Raw genomic sequence first — 18,361 nt, 5'->3', positions numbered from 1 at the left:
GGAGAATATTAGGTAATGCCTAAATATGTTACTCGCATCATGATGATGCTTTTTTTATTTTTCTGGGAAGTCACCGTATATGCTGAATCGTCCTGGGTAATGTTACCGGAAACGATTCATAAAAGTGAACGTGACTCTCGTGAATACCGGGCGATCCAACTGAAAAATGATATGACAGTTTTGCTGGTTTCAGATGAAAAAGCAGTTAAATCGCTGGCGGCAGTGGCACTCCCTGTAGGCCATATGGAAAACCCGGATAATCAGCTTGGGCTGGCCCATTATCTGGAACATATGGTGCTGATGGGTTCTAAACGCTATCCTCAGGCGGGTGGTTTTACCGAGTTTTTGCAGAAACACGGAGGAAGTCACAATGCCAGCACCACATCTAGCAGGACCGCTTTTTATCTGGACGTTGAAAATGGTGCTTTGACAGAGGCGACCGATCGTCTGGCGGATGCGCTTGCAGAGCCTTTGCTTGACCCTGTGAATGCAGACCGTGAGCGTAATGCTGTGGATAACGAAATGACAATTGCCCGTGCAAGTGAAGGGCACCGTATCTGGCAGATCCGTGCAGAAACCCTGAATCCGGCGCATCCTAATGCCCGTTTTGCCGGAGGTAATCTGGAAACTCTGAAAGATAAACCAGACAGTAAGTTACATCCTGCACTTGTTGATTTTTATCAGCATTACTATTCGGCCAATCTGATGAAAGGTGTGCTGTATGGTAATCAGCCGATAGATAAACTGGCTCAGATTGCAGCAGAAACATTTGGTCGTATTCCGAACCGGAATACTTCAGTCCCTGCAATTACGGTTCCGGCGATAACAGAAAAGGAAGAAGGCATTATTATCCATTACGTGCCATCCAAACCTTATAAATCACTGCAACTTGAGTTCAGAATCCCTAACGATCTTGCAAATTTCCGTAGTAAAACTGACGGTTACATCAGCTATCTGATTGGTAATCGCAGTGTGAATACGTTGTCTGACTGGTTGCTGGAACAGGGGCTGGCTGAAGGAATTAGTGCCGATGCCAACCCGAATGTCGATGGTAACTCGGGTGTATTCACTATTGATGTCGCATTGACAGACAAAGGCCTTGAGCAGCGTGATCGGGTTATTGCTTCCATCTTTGCTTACATTAACCTGTTGAAGCAGAAAGGCATTCAGAATAGCTATTTTGATGAAATGGTGAAAGTAAACAATTTAGCATTCAAATACGCGTCAATTGTACGAAATATGAATTACATTGAATCGTTAGCTGATTCAATGTTGCTGGTGCCAGTTTCCCATGTGTTGGATGCTATCTACCTTACCGATAAATATAATCCTCAGGCTATCCTCAGTCGTCTGGAACAACTGACACCTGAAAACGCCCGCATCTGGTTTATCAGCCCGAAAGAGCCACATAACAAAGAGGCTTATTTTGTTCAGGCTCCTTATCAGGTTAATAAAATCAGTCCGAAACAGCGTACAGAGTGGCAAAAACTTGAAAAAGAAATGTCATTTTCTTTACCGGAGCTGAATCCTTATATCGCTGATAACTTAACGCTGATTAAAGAATCTGACAGCCAGAAACATCCCCGAATGATTCTGGAACAGCCTAATGTGCGTCTGCTTTATATGCCGAGCCACTATTTTGCTGATGAACCGAAAGCAAACATCTTGCTGGAGCTGCGCAATGCTGATGGCATGAAAAATGCCAAACAACAGGTGACTTATTCCCTGTTGGCCTATCTGTCTTCTCTTAAACTGCATCAACTTGGCTATCAGGCATCCGTCGCTGGGATGGGAATTTCAACCGGGTATGCTGATGGCCTGCAAATAGAGGTATATGGTTACACTCAATATTTACCTGAATTACTCACTTCTACCATCAGCCAGTATATGGCATTGACACCAACTCAGACTGAGCTACAACAGGCGAAATCCTGGTATCGTAATCAGGTTGAAATATCTAATGAAGGTAAAGCCTATGATATGGCAATGCAGCCTGTATCCCGTTTATCCAGCGTACCTTATATTGAACAGGCTGAGAGCCTGAAAGCACTGGATAGCATCAGCATTGATGATATTGTCAAATATCGTCAGAAGATGATCCAAGGTGGGGCATTACAGGCATTCATCTTTGGTAATTTAACCGAAAAACAGAGCATTGATATTGTTAACTCAGCACATAAACAGCTCGGGAATCAGGGAACTAAGTGGTGGACTGGCGAGCATATCAAATTGGATCGCAATTATGCCGTGAATTTTGAAGGCACTGCCAGCAGTACCGATAATGCGTTGGCTGAGATTTATATTCCGACGGGATATGGTCATATTGACGGCTACACCCGTTCCAACCTGTTGAGTAGCATTTTATCCCCTTGGTTCTATGATCAATTAAGGACAACGGAACAGTTGGGTTATGCTGTATTCGCCTTTAATACAAGGGTAGGGGAGCAATGGGGGCTTGGCTTCCTGTTGCAGAGTAACAGCAAACAGCCGGATTACTTGCACAAGCGTTATCAGAGCTTCTATCAGCTGGCTAAGAAAAAGTTACAGGCGATGTCCGATGCTGAATTTGAGCAGTATAAAACAGCATTACTGACAGAAATGCGTCAACCGCCACAAACTTTCTCTGGAGAAGCCTCCCTTTACGGCACTGATTTTGCTCGTAATAATTTCAAATTTGATACAAAAGAGAAAGTTATTGCCTCTCTTGAAAAAATCACTAAAACACAATTGATTGAGTTTTACGATAAAGCAGTCATGAAACGTCAGGGACTGGCACTCATTTCACAAATTACCGGGAAGAAAGGATCACTTCATCAATATGCGCAGTTGAAAGGCTGGAAAACATATCCGAATGTATCCGCTTTCCAGAAAAAACTACCGGTTAAGGTGAATGCTCAGTGAGCACAGAAATACTCAGTAACATAACGTCTCATAAACTTAATCCATTAACGCTGCCGCTGCATGGTCAGCGGCTGATTGAGGCATCAGCAGGAACGGGAAAAACCTATACGATAGGTTTACTCTACCTGCGTCTGTTACTCGGACTGGGCGGCGATGCCGCCTTTTCCCGTCCGCTTAATGTTGAAGAGATTCTGGTTGTAACCTTTACCGAAGCGGCAACGGATGAATTACGGGGTCGTATCCGCGAAAATATTCATCAGTTACGGCTGGCGTGTATCCGGCAGGATAACGATGTCAGTGATCCGGTTTATCAGCAATTGCTGGCGGAAATCCCCGACAGGCAAAGCGCCGCAGCATGGTTACTGGCTGCTGAGCGTCAGATGGATGAGGCGGCAATCTACACGATCCACGGTTTTTGCCAGCGTATGTTGGTACATAATGCGTTTGAATCCGGTGTGCTTTTCGAGCAAACACTAATTCAGGACGAACATCCTCTGCGTAAGCAGGGGTGTGCTGATTTCTGGCGGCGTCACTGTTACCCGTTATCACTGTCAATGGCGACGGTAATCAGTCAGGAGTGGAGTGGGCCGGAAGCACTGCTGGTGGATGTTTTAGCCCATTTGCAGGGGGATATGCCTTATATCGTCAATGCGCCGGATGAGAATGAAACTTTAGTCAGCCGCCATGAAAAAATCATCTCCCTGATCGACGGAGTAAAACAGCAGTGGAATGAAGCTATAGCGGATTTACCCGCGCTGATTGAAAACTCCGGAGTGGATAAACGCAGTTACAGTAAGAAAAATTTACCTAACTGGCTGAATAACGTTTCTGAATGGGCTAAATCACAGACCAGAGATTACCAGCTTCCTAAGGAGCTGGATAAATTCTGTCAGTCGAGACTGGAAGAAAAAACCAAAAAGGGCGAAATTCCCTGCCATTCTGTATTTACGGCGATTGATGAGTTATATCAGCAACCTCTGACCCTGCGCGACATTATCATCTCCAGGGCGATTATTGAAATACGCCAGTCCGTTAATCAGGAAAAGCTGATGCGCGGTTATATGGGATTTGATGACCTGCTGACGCGGTTAGACATTGCCCTGAAACGTGAAGGGGGAGAGCTGTTGGCAGAGACGATCAGGCAACGCTACCCTGTTGCTATGATTGATGAATTTCAGGATACAGACCCACAACAATATCGGATTTTTCAGGCCATCTATCGTAATCAGGCGGAAAATGGCCTGTTGTTCATTGGCGACCCTAAACAGGCTATTTATGCGTTTCGTGGGGCGGATATTTTCACTTACATCCGGGCACGTTCTCAGGTCAGTGCTCATTACACACTGGAAACTAACTGGCGCTCTTCCGCGTCGATGGTTCAGGCAGTCAATAAGCTGTTTTCTTGCACTAAGAAGCCGTTTCTGTTTAATCAAATTCCGTTTATTCATGTCAATTCCGCAGAAAAAAATCATAACCTGAAATTCCTGCTCAATGGTCAGGAACAAACAGCCTTACAGTTTTTGCTTCAGTCCGGCGAAGGTGTTTCAAAAGGCGAATATGAAAAGGGAATGGCGAAACTGTGTGCCGCTCAAATCAGAGACTGGTTGCAGGCCGGGCAGAACGGTAATGCTTTCCTGCAACAAAATGGAAAAAGCACTCCGGTTACTGCTGCGGATATTACGGTACTGGTGCGTAACCGCCGTGAAGCAGCACTGATTCGTGATGAGTTGAATGAACTGCAAATTCCGTCCGTCTTTCTTTCTAATCGTGAAAGTGTGTTTGATACGCCGGAGGCGAAAGATTTGCTCTGGCTTTTACAGGCGGTGTTAGCACCGGAAAAAGAACGTGTACTGAGAAGTGCATTAGCCAGTGGTTTATTCGGGCTGAGTGCCCGTCAGATCGATCAGCTGAACCATGATGAAACGGCATGGGATAAGCTGGTGGATGAGTTTGATGGTTACGCACGTCTGTGGCGCTCACGGGGCGTTCTGCCGATGTTACGGGCTGTCATGCGGAAATACCAGATTGCAGAAAACCTGTTGGCAGGCTATGAAGGAGAGCGACGTCTGACCGATGTGATGCACATTGGTGAACTGTTACAGGAAGAGTCATTACAACTGGATAGTGAACATGCCGTGGTTCGCTGGCTGGCGCAACAGATTTCCCGCCCTGATCCACAGTCAGAAAGCCAGCAGATGCGGCTGGAAAGTGATAAACATCTGGTACAGATCTGCACCATTCATAAATCAAAAGGGTTGGAATATCCGCTGGTCTGGCTACCTTTTATTTGCAGCTTCAGGAAGCAGGAACAGGCCATTTATCATGACCGCCAGAATTTTGATACCCATTTCAGTATCTTTCAGGATAGTGAAAAGCTGGAGTTAGCGGATGAAGAGCGTTTGGCTGAAGATTTACGCCTGCTGTATGTGGCGCTGACTCGCTCGGTATATCACTGTAGTGTTGGTGTAGCACCGCTGATTCAGGGCAATAGGAAAAAAACCGGAGATACAGATTTGCACTTTTCTGCTCTTGGTTATTTGGTACAGCAGGGGCAAAAAGGGAATGCTGAATTACTGGTACGCAGCTTAGATGAACTTCAGGATGACAATATTGAGGTGATACAGGTAGAAAATACCGGAGATGAACAGTGGGAACCGCAAAAGGAAAGCGAGTTGTCTCTGGTTGCCAGAAAATTCCGGCGTTTTATCCGGGATGACTGGAGAGTAACCAGCTATTCCGGTTTACAAAACGCCTCTTCACATTCATTCTCTCAGCTTCACACCAGTGCATTTGGTGAATCGGTGGAAGTGATTGTGCAATCTATTGCGCCGAAGCTGGATATTGACGCCAGTGGTGAAAAGCAGGCTGAACCTTCATCACTGATGACTCCACATACTTTTCCCCGTGGAGCAACAGCGGGTACTTTTCTGCATTCGATTCTGGAGGATCTGAATTTCAGCTCACCGCCGGATCAGCTCTGGCTGGAAGAGAAACTGTCAACCGCAGGGTTTGATGAAAGTTGGGCACCGGTTTTGCAACAGTGGATGACGGATATTCAGACAGCAGAATTGAATGAGCAGGGAATGCGTTTGGCTGATATTCCGCATCACCATCAACAAAACGAGATGCAGTTTTATCTGCCCGTTGATCAGTTGCTGCATTCCAACGCGCTGGATGCGGTCACTCATCGCTATGATCCCTTGTCAGCACAGTGCTCACCATTATCTTTTCATCAGGTGAAAGGCATGTTGAAGGGATTTATTGATTTGGTATTTTGCTGGCAGGGTAAGTTTTATGTCGTGGATTACAAATCAAACTGGCTGGGGGAGAGCAGCAGCTCATATACTCAGGAAGCAATGGCCACAGCCATGATTGAGCATCGGTATGATTTACAGTATCAGCTTTACACTCTGGCACTGCATCGTTACCTGCGTCACCGGCTGGTGAACTATGATTATCAGCAGAATTTTGGCGGAGTGATATACCTGTTCCTGCGTGGCATCGATAATAATAATCCGGGGCACGGTATTTATCGCTATTTGCCGCCTGTTGAATTTGTTGATGAGCTGGATGCGCTTTTCAGCGCAGAGGGCGAGGAAGAAAAGGTGTGAGTGCAGTTATATGAATGTCATGATGTCATTATTGCAGCAGGCTGTAGCGCAGAAACTATTGCGACCGTTAGACGTGCAGTTTGCCTATGCGATGGTTGAAGATGAAAACCCACTGTTGTTACTGATTACTGCCTATCTGAGTGCGGAAGCAGGAGCTGGTCATGTTTGCCTGCCGTTAGAAAGAGTTGTTCCTGAGCACTTATTTGAAGGGCGTAACCCTGAGCTGGTGGCATCCCTCTGGGCGCAGGCCGGAGAACCTTCCCGACAACAGATTATTTCTGCACTGCAAGCCTGCCCTGCAATCGGAGACGGGCAATCTCCTACCCCGATCATACTTTCCCGAAATGGGCTTTCGGATTATCACCTCTATCTACAGCGTATGTGGCAGAGTGAATGTCAGGTAGCCGCCTTTTTTGCTGATGTAGAACTGGCTGATGATATTGATGAAAGGCAGTTACGCAGTATCTTGGATGAGTTATTTGGTGTCGTTGATCAAGATCTGGCTGATGACGATGCCATTGATTGGCAGAAAGTAGCGGCAGCGGTTGCTGTGACCAGCCGTATCTCCGTTATTTCCGGCGGCCCCGGAACCGGAAAAACAACGACGGTAGCAAAACTACTGGCTGCGTTGATTAAGCTGAATGAAGGGCGGCAATTAGCTATTCAGCTAGCTGCGCCAACGGGGAAAGCAGCGGCCAGACTGACAGAATCGCTCAGCGAGGCTGTCAGTAAACTGGCTTTGACTGATGAACAGCGGCGAAGTATTCCAGAACAGGCGCAAACCATCCACCGTTTATTAGGCGCCCAGCCGGAAAGCCAGAAACTTCGTTATCACCGTGATAACCCGCTTTCCCTGGATATTCTGATAATAGATGAAGCCTCAATGGTGGATTTACCGATGATGGCCCGTCTGATTGAAGCCCTGCCAGCAAAAGCGAAGGTGATTTTTTTGGGAGATAAGGATCAGCTTGCGTCGGTGGAAGCGGGAGCCGTCTTAGGCGATATCTGTCGTTTTGCTGAGCAGGGGTATAGCGCAGCTCGTGCAGCACAACTGGCTCGGTTAACCGGCTGTCAGTTAGCGCCATATTCAGAGTCTGAGCAGAAAGAGGCTACGTTGGCAGTCCGTGATAGCTTATGCCTGCTGCGTAAAAGTTATCGTTTTAATTCCGCATCCGGTATCGGGCAACTGGCTTCTGCGGTCAATCAGGGGAATAGCAGGCGTGTTTCATCGGTACTGAAACAGCCTTTGTCAGATGTGTACTTTAACACTCTGGCAGATGATGAAGATTATCAGCGTTTACTGACTGAAACTGCTGACGGTTATCAGGGCTATTTGGCGCTGGTGAAAGAAAAGGCATCTGAAAAGGCCATTCTGGCCGAGTTTAACCGTTTCAGATTACTTTGTGCATTAAGGGAAGGGCCATTTGGTGTCAGTGGATTGAATCAGAGAGTAGAGCAATTATTGCATAGTAAAGGGATGATTGTTTTACCGAGGCATGTAGCAGGTAATCGGCACAGTCACATAAAAAAAGAAAATGCAGAAAAAGAGAACCGGGGCTATGTCGGGCGGCCGATTATGATCCTGCGTAATGACAGCACGTTGGGGCTGTTTAACGGTGATATCGGCATTATGTTAAAGGATCATAATAACGAGCTGAAAGCCTATTTTCAGTTATCTGACGGGCAGATAAAGCCTTTTCAGCCAAGCCGATTGCCTCTGCATGAAACAGCATATGTGATGACAGTCCATAAATCACAGGGCTCTGAGTTCGAACATACGGCATTAGTGTTGCCGACCCAGTTTTCTCCTGTCGTCAGCCGGGAGCTGGTCTATACCGCGTTGACCCGTGCCCGTGAAAAACTGACGATTTATGCGCATAAAGCCGTTCTGATTAAAGCGGTGGCAACACCCACTCAAAGGCGGAGTGGGCTGGCTGCATGGCTTAAAGCCTGACACTATCTTTAATGGGTTTTCAGATCTAACATCAGGATTTTGGAGCGGCGTTGGTAGTTGTACAGCGCCTGCTTTTCAACGGGTAACATGGTGATTTCGGCGGGTGCAAAACCTTTCTCCTGAAACCAATGAATACTTTGTGTCGTCAGAACAAACAATTTTTCCAGCCCTGACTGTCGGGATTGATTAATGATTGCACCCAATAAAACCTCACCGCGTGCCGAGTTCTGATAATCCGGATGTACCGCAACACAGGCCATTTCACCGATTTTTTCTTCAGGATAGGAATAGAGAGCTGCACAGGCGATAGTGATATTATCCAGTTCTATCAGGGTGAATTTATCGACTTCCATTTCCAGTTGTTCACGCGAGCGGCGAACCAGAATCCCCCTCTGTTCCAGCGGGCGGATCAGTTCAAGAATACCACCGATATCATTGATATTAGCCCGGCGGATTTGTTCGGAACGTTCCATAACTATCTGGGTTCCGATACCTTCGCGGGAGAACAGTTCCTGAATGAGTGAGCCATTTTCCTGATAGCTGAGCAGATGGCTGCGACGAACACCACGGCGGCAGGCTTTAATGGCTCCCCGTAAGAAACGTACAGTTCCTGAGGCGTAATCTCCGGTACTTTCCAGATAGTTCAGCCGTGCTTCTCCTTCATTGGGGAACATTTCTGATAAGGTATTCCCTTCAGCATCGGTGACTCCTTGTGATGAACAGAAGCCGATCAATTTTTCGGCTTTCAGTTTAATTGCCAGTTTTGCGGCAACTTCTTCTGTCGTCAGATTAAAGCTTTCACCGGTAACGGAAACAGCAACAGGCCCAATCAGAACAATGGAATGATTATCTAATTGCTGATTTATGGCCTCATCATCAATCCGGCGGATTTTTCCGCTGTGGTAATAGTCGATCCCGTCATCGATCCCCAAAGGTTGGGCAATAATAAAATTACCGCTGACGACATTAATATGAGCGCCCTGCAATGGTGTATTACTGAGGCTCATAGAAAGCCGGGCGGTAATATCAAGTTGCAGCAAGCCTGCGGCCTGTTTGACCAAATCCAGTGTTCTGGCATCAGTTACTCTGGTGTATTTATGATAAACCGGCTGGCAGTGATGTTCGGTAAGACTCTGATCGATTTGCGGGCGGGCACCGTACACGACAACCAAACGAATGCCGAGACTGTGCAGTAAGCCGATATCATTGACGATATTCGGGAAGTTTTCATGAGCGATAGCTTCACCACCCAGCATAATGACAAAAGTTTTATTGCGATGCGCATTGATATACGGAACCGAATGCCGGAAGATTTCGACCAATTCGGTACTACTTTCTTTCATGAAACGCCCCTTTATTGCATTTTTATTCGTGTTTTTTATATTTTTATTCATTGAGAGAAAAATGGCAAGAGTGAGTACGGATTAAAAGAGTACTATTATTCCTATAGGTATTAAGCTATTGAAGAAGCAGAAAATGCTTTTTTTGATGACAGTTTGACTGTAATTAATTAGAGTTTCCCACCTGACTGTCTTTTGCTTTCTGACAAAAGTTACTGTTTGATTGTTTTTAAATGGAATAAATAATGAGTCACTCAGACCATAACTCTTCACGCCGTCGTCTACTGAAAGGTGCAGCAGCTCTGTGGCTGTTAAGCGTCAGCCCGATAGGGTATGCCGCTGCATCAAAAGTGATAGCTGTCCGTATCTGGCCAGCATCAAGTTATACCCGGGTGACGCTGGAGTCTAATATTCCGCTTAAATACCGTCAGTTTTCGCTGTCAAATCCAAGCCGTATCGTTCTTGATTTACAGGGGGTTCAGCTTAATAGTGTGCTCAGTGGTATGGGAGCCAAGATCCAGAAACATGACCCTTATCTGAAGCTGATTCGAGCCGGGCAATTTGACCCTAAGACTGTACGTCTGGTATTTGAAATCAAACAGCCTGTTTCACCGCATATCTTTACGTTGCCACCGATTGCGGAATTTAAGCATCGTCTGGTGTTGGATCTCTATCCAAAAGCAGCAAAAGTCGATGATGATCCGTTGTTGGCGCTGTTAGAAGAGTACAACAGCGGGAATTTGGAAAAGCATATGCCACGGCAAAGAAAAAAAGCAGGCAAGGCAGGGAAAGACAGGCCGGTTGTGATTATGCTTGATCCGGGGCATGGTGGTGAAGATCCGGGGGCTATCGGCAAGCATAAAACCCGTGAGAAAGATGTTGTTTTACAGATTGCCCGCCGCTTGCAGGCACTGATCAAGCGTCAGCCGGGGATGAAAGTGTATATGACCCGCAATGAAGACGTTTTTATTCCATTGACTGTCAGGGTCGCAAAAGCCCGTAAGATGCAGGCTGATCTGTTTGTTTCCATCCATGCGGATGCTTTTACCAACCGTGCGATTCGTGGCTCTTCTGTCTTTGCGCTGTCTACCAAAGGAGCAACCAGTAATACGGCCCGTTTTCTGGCTCAGACCCAGAATGAGGCTGACCTGATTGGTGGCGTCAGTAAAAGTGGTGATAAATATCTGGATCACACTATGCTAGATCTGGTGCAGACCGCGACGATCAACGATAGTCTGAAATTCGGGGGAGAAGTGCTTAAACGGATGGGGAAAGTCAATAAGCTGCATAAAAACAGTGTTGACCAGGCCGGATTCGCTGTATTAAAAGCACCGGAGATCCCTTCCATTTTGGTTGAAACGGCATTTATCAGTAATCCGGAAGAAGAGAAAAAGTTACGTACTGCAAAATTCCAGCAGCAAATTGCAGAATCTATTTTTGCGGGTATTAAAACCTATTTTAAAAACGGGGCAGAATTAGCACGGCGGTGAAATATCTGCCCTGATGAGGTTAATAGTAAAAATCAATAACATCATGGAAGGTTAAATAATCTGGAGAAGACGTCGGAGTAATCAATTGGGGTTGAATATTCGAACCATGCACTTGGTTCTGTTTTCCAAGGGGGAAGTACTGGGGTATTATCTTTCCAAAATTGTACCTTTTGAGCTATATTAGAGTTATGTCTATGTCGGAAGAGCCACCTTAATTCTTTTCCTGTTATATTTTCATCGAGTTTATTTATCACCTTATCCATATCTATATCGTCAAGTAAGAAGTGAATATGCACATCACGGATTACTTCACTGACACTAATTCCTATCCACCATAACCCCCCTTTGCATTTTCTTCCTATAGTTTTAGGGGTATAATCTGAATGGTCTGAAACTACTGTTCGGTATTTATCGTGTTTTTTCAAATGGTAAAAAAAATCTTTTTGATAAGTTTTGTAAACATTTTTTTTAGTTTTATTAAACTGCCTCTTGTAATTTATCATCCTATCATAATCATTGTTCTGCTCTTCTCCATTTGACCAACTATTATTATAATTATTCAAAAATTCTTTCATTTCTTTTTTATCTGCGGGAGTTAAATAATCATCAATTATCACTGGCTGGCAATCTTTGCTATTAAATTGAATTTTTGCTTCTTTAAACGTATCAATATCACCATTAATAACATATTTATTCCTGGCGCTATTTAACCCAAACACCATATCACCTTGGTAAAATTTTTTTCTGAACTTATCTGAAGAAAATGGCATATTATTATCCTTTTAATTTAAAAATAATTTATCCTAAAGATATTTCAGTAGGTAAATGTATTTTATTTTAATTTTATTCAAATCTATCTAAACAATCGTAAGCTTTTTGTTTGATTTCCTATGTCATTGAAGTGTAATCTCAATTTTTACCTCATTGTTTTTATAAATTAAATTTTATATTGGTAAATGACGGTATATAGTGTTAATGGAATTAACTGACTGAAATAAAGAAACTAAGGGTATAAATTATGGCAAGGTTTTACTTTCTTCTGATTATATTAGGCGCAGTAATCCCTTGGTATTTTGTTTTCCTGTTTCTCGCTGGGAATGGGTTAGATGTGGTTTTATTTATCGATTTTTTATTTATAAATGATGCGTCACGCTTTTTTGTAGCTGATGTTGTTGTTTCAGCAGGCGTGTTAATTTTCTTTGTTGTTTATGAAAGCAGACGCCTGAAAATGCCAAATGGGATTTATTCCTTATTAGGGTTGTGTATTGGGGTATCATTTGCATTGCCGCTATTTCTCTATATGAGAGCAAAGCATATGGAAAAGGCGGTTAATTTTGTTGAACAGGAGAAAAAAGACAGGAAATAGTACGAAATTTAAGAGTTGGAAATAGGAAAGATATGAATCTGGGAATTGGTTGCGGGGGCCGGATTTGAACCGACGACCTTCGGGTTATGAGCCCGACGAGCTACCAGGCTGCTCCACCCCGCGTCCGTCTACTGCTTGCAAATGCTAAATTGTGTTGATAAAAAATATATCAAATTGGTTGCGGGGGCCGGATTTGAACCGACGACCTTCGGGTTATGAGCCCGACGAGCTACCAGGCTGCTCCACCCCGCGTCCGTCTACTACTTGCAAATGCTAAATTGTGTCGATAAAAGATATATCGAATTGGTTGCGGGGGCCGGATTTGAACCGACGACCTTCGGGTTATGAGCCCGACGAGCTACCAGGCTGCTCCACCCCGCGTCCGATGTCGGCACACTATACTCTGGATCGTTTCCGTTGCAAGCTTTTTTGTTGATATTTACCAATTTTGTTTGTTCTTGGGTTAAAAATGATGCGTATTGTTTTATTTTTGTTCGTTTGTGATTTAAGCAGAGCTCTCTATTTTTTCTAACTACATTTTATTATTTATAAAGGTTTGATATTGTTCGCCGTCAAATAGGGATGGCAGGAGATAAAACATAATATGAAACTTTGGAATAAATACCTCTTATGTGGCGTTGCCATTGCTCTCTTATCTGCCTGTCATTTGCGTCCGACTGAACAAAAGCAGCAGCATCAGGGTCAGCAGTATAAGGATGGCCATTTTGCTCAGGATTTCCGGCTTGTTGATACGCCAAATGTGCAGGGTTCTCCCGTTAATGCCGGTGATTTCGCGACTCAGGTAAAATTAATCAGTGAAGCTTCTCCCAAATTGTATGCCAACCATCGTACAACTTTTGATGCGATTGAAAGCTGGGCGCAGTATGGTGGCGATGTCCGCAATTTAAATCAGTTCGGTCTGCTCGCTTATCAGATGGAAGGCGAAGACAACTACGGGAATGTCAAATTTACCGGCTACTACACACCTATTTTGCAGGCCCGCCACAGCAGGCAGGGAGAGTTTAAATACCCTCTGTACCGGATGCCGGATAAATCAGTGTCCCGCTTACCGGATCGCACGGCTATCTATAATGGTGCGCTCGATAAAAAATGGATCATCGGCTACAGCAATTCTCTGATTGATAATTTTTTCATGGAAGTACAGGGAAGTGGTTATGTGGATTTTGGTGACAAAAACCCGTTAACCTTTTTCGGCTATAGCGGAAAGAATGGTAAGGCTTATCGCAGTATAGGCAAGGTACTGATCGAGAATGGCGACATTCCCCGCGAAAAAATGTCGATGAAAGCGATCCGTCAGTGGGCTGAGAAGAATAGTGAATCTGATGTGAAGCAAGTTCTGGAGCAAAACCCGTCTTTTGTGTTTTTTAAACCAGAGCCATATACCCCGGTTAGGGGAGCCAGTGCGGTGCCTTTGGTTGCCAAAGCCTCTGTCGCATCAGATAAAATTCTGGTTCCTCCCGGAACAGTGTTACTGGCAGAAGTGCCTGTATTGGATAATCTGGGGCAGTTCACCGGTCAACATCGGCTGCGTTTGTTGGTATCTCTGGATGTTGGTGGAGCGATAAAAGGCCACCATTTTGATATTTATCATGGTGTTGGTAGCAGAGCCGGAGAAATGGCCGGTTTTTATAATCACTATGGGCGTGTCTGGATATTAAAGAAAGCATCAACTGGCTTTTTGGCGGCAAACCAGTAAGATCCTGCTCAGTTCAAACTATTGATCACTTATCATCTGTTAGTGGTCGATTATCTGTCAAAAAATAACGCTATCTGTTGGTATATACACAATGGATTTCAAGATGTGTCGCGGCGGCAAGGGAGTAAATCCCTGGGAGCATAATAACTATGTGACCGGGGTGAGCGAGCACAGCCAACAAAGAGGCAGTTTGAAAGACGAAGTGTATAAGTTTATTTGGTTCAGGATTTATTAATAATGCAAGTTTCTCTCTCTGATGCTTATCTTCAACGTTTTGCTGGTACTGCACGCTTATATGGCCAGAAAGCACTTTCGTTATTTGCCCGTTCACATGTCTGTGTTGTCGGCATTGGTGGTGTGGGTTCATGGGCAGCAGAAGCGCTGGCTCGTACGGGCATCGGGGCGATCACACTCATTGATATGGATGATGTCTGCATCACCAATACCAATCGTCAGCTACACGCACTGGTGCAGAATGTCGGGTTGGCAAAAACTGATGTGATTGCGGAGCGGATTCGCGCGATCAACCCTGAATGTCGTGTCACTTGCATTGATGACTTTGTTACACCGGATAATGTGGCGGAACTGATATCTGCGGATTTTGATTATGTCATTGATGCTATTGACAGTGTTCGCCCGAAAGCTGCTTTGTTAGCTTATTGCCGTCGCTATAAGATCCCGGTGGTGACAACAGGCGGAGCTGGTGGGCAACTTGATCCCACGCAGATTCAGGTAGTGGATTTAGCCAAAACAGTGCAAGACCCTCTGGCCGCTAAGCTGAAAGAACGCCTGAAATCTGATTATCGTGTGATGAAAAATGGTAAAGGAAAACTAGGCATTGACTGTGTTTTCTCAACAGAACAGTTAGTGTATCCGCAATCTGACGGAACAGTCTGTGCAGCTAAAAGTACGGCTGATGGCTCGAAAAGGATGGATTGTGCCTCTGGTTTTGGTGCCGCAACAATGGTTACGGCGACTTTTGGATTTGTCTCTGTCTCTCATGCGTTAAAGAAAATGGTAGCGAAAGCAGAGCGAGAAAATCGTCTGTAGTAATATCCCCCGTATTTCTAGACGGGGGAATGTTAGATTTGCTAGTAATTAACCGGAGTAAATAATGGTGTTAATTTTGAAGTATCAACAGTTTTTTCCGCTTTATCAAGGCTGTAAGATTCTTGTAGTTTCAACCATAGCCGAGGACTGCTACCAAGCACTTTAGACAATTTAACAGCCATTTCTGGTGTTACGGATGCTTTACACGTTACGAGCCGTTGTGCTGTCGAGGGAGCAACATTTAGTGCTCTAGCAAGATCACGAATACCTAAACCTAACTCTTCTAAAGCATCAGCAATAACTTCACCGGGATGAGGGGGGTTAAACATCTTCATTAGTGATCATCCTCATAGTTAACAATATATGCGTCACCATCAATAAACTCGAATGTCACACGCAAGTTCCCTGACACAGTAACTGACCATTGGCCCTCTCTATCTCCAGATAATGGGTGTAGTCTGTATCCGGGTAAATTAATATCCCCGATAACTTCTGCATCATTAATCACCGCAAGTCTTTGCCTGAGTTTTTTGGCATGTTAGGAATTAATGCCAGATGTCTTCCCTGTTTCAAAAAACAAACGTAATTCCTTGTGTTTGAAACTTTTTATCATGCCTCAGTGCTCCCTGTTGCGCTACAGAGAGCAACATATGTCAGTGCTTCGTTGGACGCAACAATTTTACTGTCAAGGTTAATAAAAGAGTACACTGTTTTACTCTTATTACGTTACGCACCATTTTGATAGATATGGGCGATTTCTTGTACGGCATTAATCAGGGATTTCACACCATTGACTCGTGAACCACTGAGTTGCTGCTCAAGGCCTGCCTGTTGAAATAGTTCGATTAATGGTGTTTGTAAGACCTGTTCCGGCGTTTTTCCTTCTACTGCGGTCAGGATAAAAGCCAGTAAGCCTTTTACAATACGCCCTTCGCTGTCGCCATAAAAATGCAGGCGGTTTTCAGCCAGTAGCTGGTGTCCTAACCAAACCCGATTTTCACAACCTGAGATCTCAATCTGCTGTTGTTTCAGTTCATCGGGCAGAGCCGGTAGTTTTTTTGCTAGCCCGATAAGCTGCCGATAGCGTTCTTCCCACAATCGGCACTGCTCAAAGTTTTCTATCAGTTGTTGCTCTGTGATTTCTGTACCGAATGGGTGCGGAGCAACGGTTGATGTTGAAGATATTGGGGTTGAAAATGATGTCATCAGTTATTTAATCCTCAAGCAGTGATAGGGCGAATTTTATTGCACTCACTAACTTATCTGCATCCTGTTGATTGTTATAGGGCATAAATGAAGCCCGCAGGCATCCGTCAATTCCCAACGCGTCAAGCAGAGGCTGAGCACAATGCTGGCCTGAGCGCAGAGAGATATTCTGTTCCGCAATCAGCATTGCCAGGTCACTATGGTGTACACCTGCGATATTGAAAGCCAGCAGACTGGATTTCGCTGCACGGTAGCTGATAAAGCCCGGTATCGCACTAAGTTGCTGTTCTGCATAATCAGTCAGGGCAATAGCATAGGATTCAGCAAGCGGAATATCGACCGTTTTTAACCACTCAAGCGTCGCCGCAAAACCAATGACACCAGCCACATTCGGCGTACCTGCTTCAAAACGATAAGGAACTTCTTCTGGCGTGAAACCCTCGAAAGAGACCTGAGTCAGCATTTTTCCGCCACCCTGCCACGGTGACATGGCATTCAGCAACGTTCCCTTGCCATACAGTACACCTAATCCATTCGGACCGTAGAGTTTATGCGCGGAGAAAGCATAAAAATCGATATCGGACTGCTGGACATCAACGGGAGAATGGACAATCCCCTGAGCACCGTCAACCAGTACCAGACAATCATATTGATGAGCGAGGGATGTGATCCGTTTCAGATCGACGGCAGCGCCAGTGACATTGGACATCTGGCTGATAGCGACCAGTCGGCTTTTTTCATTAAGCAGTTCTGCCAGCGTATCAATTTCTGGCTGGTAGCGTTTTTCCTGTACGCCTTGTTTGTGTGACAGACATGAATTGCCAATCGGCCATTTCACGATCTTAGCGCCGGTCTGTTCTGCCAGAATCAGCCACGGAAGCAGGTTGGAATGATGTTCCTGTTCACTGACGATAATTTCATCACCCGCCGATAAACGGGAACGAAAATAGCCTTGTGCAACCAGATTAATGGCTTCGCTGGTACCTTTTGTCCAGATAATATTTTCCGGCTGTGGGGCACGGATCAATTCCGCCACTAAAGAGCGGGTCTGCTCATAGCGCGCTGTCATTGCCTGTGCGGTTGCATGTTGGCTGCGATGAACTGTCGCACTGTGATTCTGGTAGTAGCATTGAGTTGCCTCAATCATACATGCAGGCTTGAGGGAAGTTGCTGCGCTGTCCAGAAAGACGGTACTCCGGGGATGTGCAGAACTATCGGTAAATTCAACAGATACCGCAAATTCAGCAGATAACTGTAGGGCAGGAAACTGACAGCGAAATTTTTCTGGATCAAAGGCTTTCATAGGTGATGTTAAGTTAGGGGTCGTAAAGGAATAAGTTTTCTTTAATCAGGTTGGAGAGGATTTTACAGCAAAGCAAAGAAGAAAAGAAAAAAGAAAAAAGCACCGCAATTGCGGTGCATAAAAAAATCACTATGGACAGACAGGGTAAATGTACAGGAAGTGAAAAAAAACTGTAGCATATGCTACAAAGTCTGGTTTCCCAGATAACTTGCAAACACAACATCACAACCACAAAGCCAAAAGTACCTATGTATTGCCGCAAATTTGTATCACTCCAAATTTGCCCGCGACAGAGCTACTTTTCGTTCCGGCTTAGGAAGTGCGCACACTATAGGGATTTGCTGGTATATCATCAATGGACAAATTATAATGCTTCGGATTACAAAAACTAATACCTGAGAGAAAAGAGTTACCGGTATCGTA

12 protein-coding genes, 3 tRNA genes and 1 pseudogene are annotated in these 18,361 nt (G+C 44.9%); 7 read left to right on the top strand and 9 right to left on the bottom strand.

Annotated features, from left to right (window positions below):
- Nucleotides 1-15 precede the first annotated feature (15 nt).
- From ptrA to recD, 3 genes are read left to right on the top strand one after another with little or no spacing between them, the layout of a single operon-like run.
- The gene (gene ptrA / locus Xinn_RS07100) at nucleotides 16-2,901 is read left to right on the top strand and encodes a pitrilysin (protein WP_086955267.1); all 2,886 of its coding nucleotides are present in this window, start codon (nucleotides 16-18) and stop codon (nucleotides 2,899-2,901) included.
- A complete protein-coding gene (recB, locus tag Xinn_RS07095; protein WP_086955268.1) occupies nucleotides 2,898-6,512 on the top strand; it encodes an exodeoxyribonuclease V subunit beta in 3,615 nt (1,204 codons plus the stop codon). Before ptrA ends, recB begins: the two co-directional genes overlap by 4 nt.
- 19 nt (nucleotides 6,513-6,531) lie before the next feature.
- The gene (recD, locus tag Xinn_RS07090) at nucleotides 6,532-8,466 is read left to right on the top strand and encodes an exodeoxyribonuclease V subunit alpha (protein WP_186435706.1); all 1,935 of its coding nucleotides are present in this window, start codon (nucleotides 6,532-6,534) and stop codon (nucleotides 8,464-8,466) included.
- A gap of 8 nt (nucleotides 8,467-8,474) precedes the next feature.
- Here recD and argA read toward each other — a convergent pair whose 3' ends face one another.
- The gene (gene argA / locus Xinn_RS07085) at nucleotides 8,475-9,809 is read right to left on the bottom strand and encodes an amino-acid N-acetyltransferase (protein ID WP_086955270.1); all 1,335 of its coding nucleotides are present in this window, start codon (nucleotides 9,807-9,809) and stop codon (nucleotides 8,475-8,477) included.
- A gap of 242 nt (nucleotides 9,810-10,051) precedes the next feature.
- On the opposite strand from argA, the gene amiC reads away from it, so the two are divergent.
- Nucleotides 10,052-11,296, top strand: a complete 1,245-nt coding sequence (gene amiC, locus Xinn_RS07080) for an N-acetylmuramoyl-L-alanine amidase AmiC (RefSeq protein WP_086955271.1) — start codon at nucleotides 10,052-10,054, stop codon at nucleotides 11,294-11,296.
- Between the two features lie 41 nt (nucleotides 11,297-11,337).
- Here the strand turns inward: amiC and Xinn_RS07075 are convergent, their stop codons facing one another.
- On the bottom strand, nucleotides 11,338-12,066 hold the full coding sequence (locus tag Xinn_RS07075) for a hypothetical protein (RefSeq protein WP_086955272.1): 729 nt from the start codon (nucleotides 12,064-12,066) through the stop codon (nucleotides 11,338-11,340).
- 248 nt (nucleotides 12,067-12,314) lie between these two features.
- Here Xinn_RS07075 and Xinn_RS07070 point away from each other — a divergent pair, with 248 nt between their 5' ends.
- The gene (locus tag Xinn_RS07070) at nucleotides 12,315-12,662 is read left to right on the top strand and encodes a DUF2834 domain-containing protein (protein WP_086955273.1); all 348 of its coding nucleotides are present in this window, start codon (nucleotides 12,315-12,317) and stop codon (nucleotides 12,660-12,662) included.
- Between the two features lie 46 nt (nucleotides 12,663-12,708).
- On the opposite strand, the gene Xinn_RS07065 is transcribed toward Xinn_RS07070, so the two are convergent.
- The 3 genes from Xinn_RS07065 to Xinn_RS07055 form a co-directional block, all read right to left on the bottom strand.
- Nucleotides 12,709-12,785, bottom strand: a tRNA-Met gene (locus Xinn_RS07065).
- A 52-nt stretch (nucleotides 12,786-12,837) separates the two neighbouring features.
- Nucleotides 12,838-12,914: transfer RNA gene (locus Xinn_RS07060), tRNA-Met, on the bottom strand.
- A gap of 52 nt (nucleotides 12,915-12,966) precedes the next feature.
- Nucleotides 12,967-13,043: transfer RNA gene (locus Xinn_RS07055), tRNA-Met, on the bottom strand.
- Between the two features lie 223 nt (nucleotides 13,044-13,266).
- On the opposite strand from Xinn_RS07055, the gene mltA reads away from it, so the two are divergent.
- Both mltA and tcdA read left to right on the top strand, forming a co-directional pair.
- Complete coding sequence (gene mltA, locus Xinn_RS07050; RefSeq protein ID WP_086955274.1) at nucleotides 13,267-14,379, top strand: murein transglycosylase A; 1,113 nt, start codon at nucleotides 13,267-13,269, stop codon at nucleotides 14,377-14,379.
- Between the two features lie 237 nt (nucleotides 14,380-14,616).
- Nucleotides 14,617-15,429, top strand: a complete 813-nt coding sequence (gene tcdA / locus Xinn_RS07045) for a tRNA cyclic N6-threonylcarbamoyladenosine(37) synthase TcdA (protein ID WP_086955275.1) — start codon at nucleotides 14,617-14,619, stop codon at nucleotides 15,427-15,429.
- Between the two features lie 41 nt (nucleotides 15,430-15,470).
- On the opposite strand, the gene Xinn_RS07040 is transcribed toward tcdA, so the two are convergent.
- The 4 genes and pseudogenes from Xinn_RS07040 to csdA all read right to left on the bottom strand — a co-directional run bounded on the left by Xinn_RS07040 (nucleotide 15,471) and on the right by csdA (nucleotide 17,938).
- Entirely contained in the window at nucleotides 15,471-15,764 is a 294-nt protein-coding gene (locus Xinn_RS07040; protein WP_086955276.1) for a HigA family addiction module antitoxin, read from the bottom strand.
- Nucleotides 15,764-16,042, bottom strand: a pseudogene (locus Xinn_RS07035) (type II toxin-antitoxin system RelE/ParE family toxin). The gene Xinn_RS07040 and the pseudogene Xinn_RS07035 overlap by 1 nt, the downstream one beginning before the upstream one ends.
- Before the next feature lie 113 nt (nucleotides 16,043-16,155).
- Complete coding sequence (csdE, locus tag Xinn_RS07030; RefSeq protein WP_086955277.1) at nucleotides 16,156-16,635, bottom strand: cysteine desulfurase sulfur acceptor subunit CsdE; 480 nt, start codon at nucleotides 16,633-16,635, stop codon at nucleotides 16,156-16,158.
- A gap of 7 nt (nucleotides 16,636-16,642) precedes the next feature.
- Nucleotides 16,643-17,938 carry a cysteine desulfurase CsdA gene (gene csdA, locus Xinn_RS07025; protein ID WP_086955278.1) on the bottom strand — a complete coding sequence of 432 codons (1,296 nt, stop codon included), beginning with the start codon at nucleotides 17,936-17,938 and terminating at the stop codon, nucleotides 16,643-16,645.
- Nucleotides 17,939-18,361: the final 423 nt, after the last annotated feature.

The sequence above is a fragment of the Xenorhabdus innexi genome (genome assembly GCF_002632485.1).
Classification (GTDB): Bacteria; Pseudomonadota; Gammaproteobacteria; order Enterobacterales; family Enterobacteriaceae; genus Xenorhabdus; species Xenorhabdus innexi.
Note: the sequence above shows the minus strand (reverse complement) of the source record. Positions and strands in the feature narration are given on the sequence as shown.

What these genes read in the sequence shown, in the direction of transcription:
- ptrA (WP_086955267.1), top strand. Translation starts at nt 16, where the DNA reads ATGCCTAAATATGTTACTCGCATCATGATGATGCTTTTTTTATTTTTC.
- recD (WP_186435706.1), top strand. Translation starts at nt 6,532, where the DNA reads ATGATGTCATTATTGCAGCAGGCTGTAGCGCAGAAACTATTGCGACCG.
- argA (WP_086955270.1), bottom strand. Translation starts at nt 9,809, where the DNA reads ATGAAAGAAAGTAGTACCGAATTGGTCGAAATCTTCCGGCATTCGGTT.
- amiC (WP_086955271.1), top strand. Translation starts at nt 10,052, where the DNA reads ATGAGTCACTCAGACCATAACTCTTCACGCCGTCGTCTACTGAAAGGT.
- Xinn_RS07075 (WP_086955272.1), bottom strand. Translation starts at nt 12,066, where the DNA reads ATGCCATTTTCTTCAGATAAGTTCAGAAAAAAATTTTACCAAGGTGAT.
- Xinn_RS07070 (WP_086955273.1), top strand. Translation starts at nt 12,315, where the DNA reads ATGGCAAGGTTTTACTTTCTTCTGATTATATTAGGCGCAGTAATCCCT.
- mltA (WP_086955274.1), top strand. Translation starts at nt 13,267, where the DNA reads ATGAAACTTTGGAATAAATACCTCTTATGTGGCGTTGCCATTGCTCTC.
- tcdA (WP_086955275.1), top strand. Translation starts at nt 14,617, where the DNA reads ATGCAAGTTTCTCTCTCTGATGCTTATCTTCAACGTTTTGCTGGTACT.
- Xinn_RS07040 (WP_086955276.1), bottom strand. Translation starts at nt 15,764, where the DNA reads ATGAAGATGTTTAACCCCCCTCATCCCGGTGAAGTTATTGCTGATGCT.
- csdE (WP_086955277.1), bottom strand. Translation starts at nt 16,635, where the DNA reads ATGACATCATTTTCAACCCCAATATCTTCAACATCAACCGTTGCTCCG.
- csdA (WP_086955278.1), bottom strand. Translation starts at nt 17,938, where the DNA reads ATGAAAGCCTTTGATCCAGAAAAATTTCGCTGTCAGTTTCCTGCCCTA.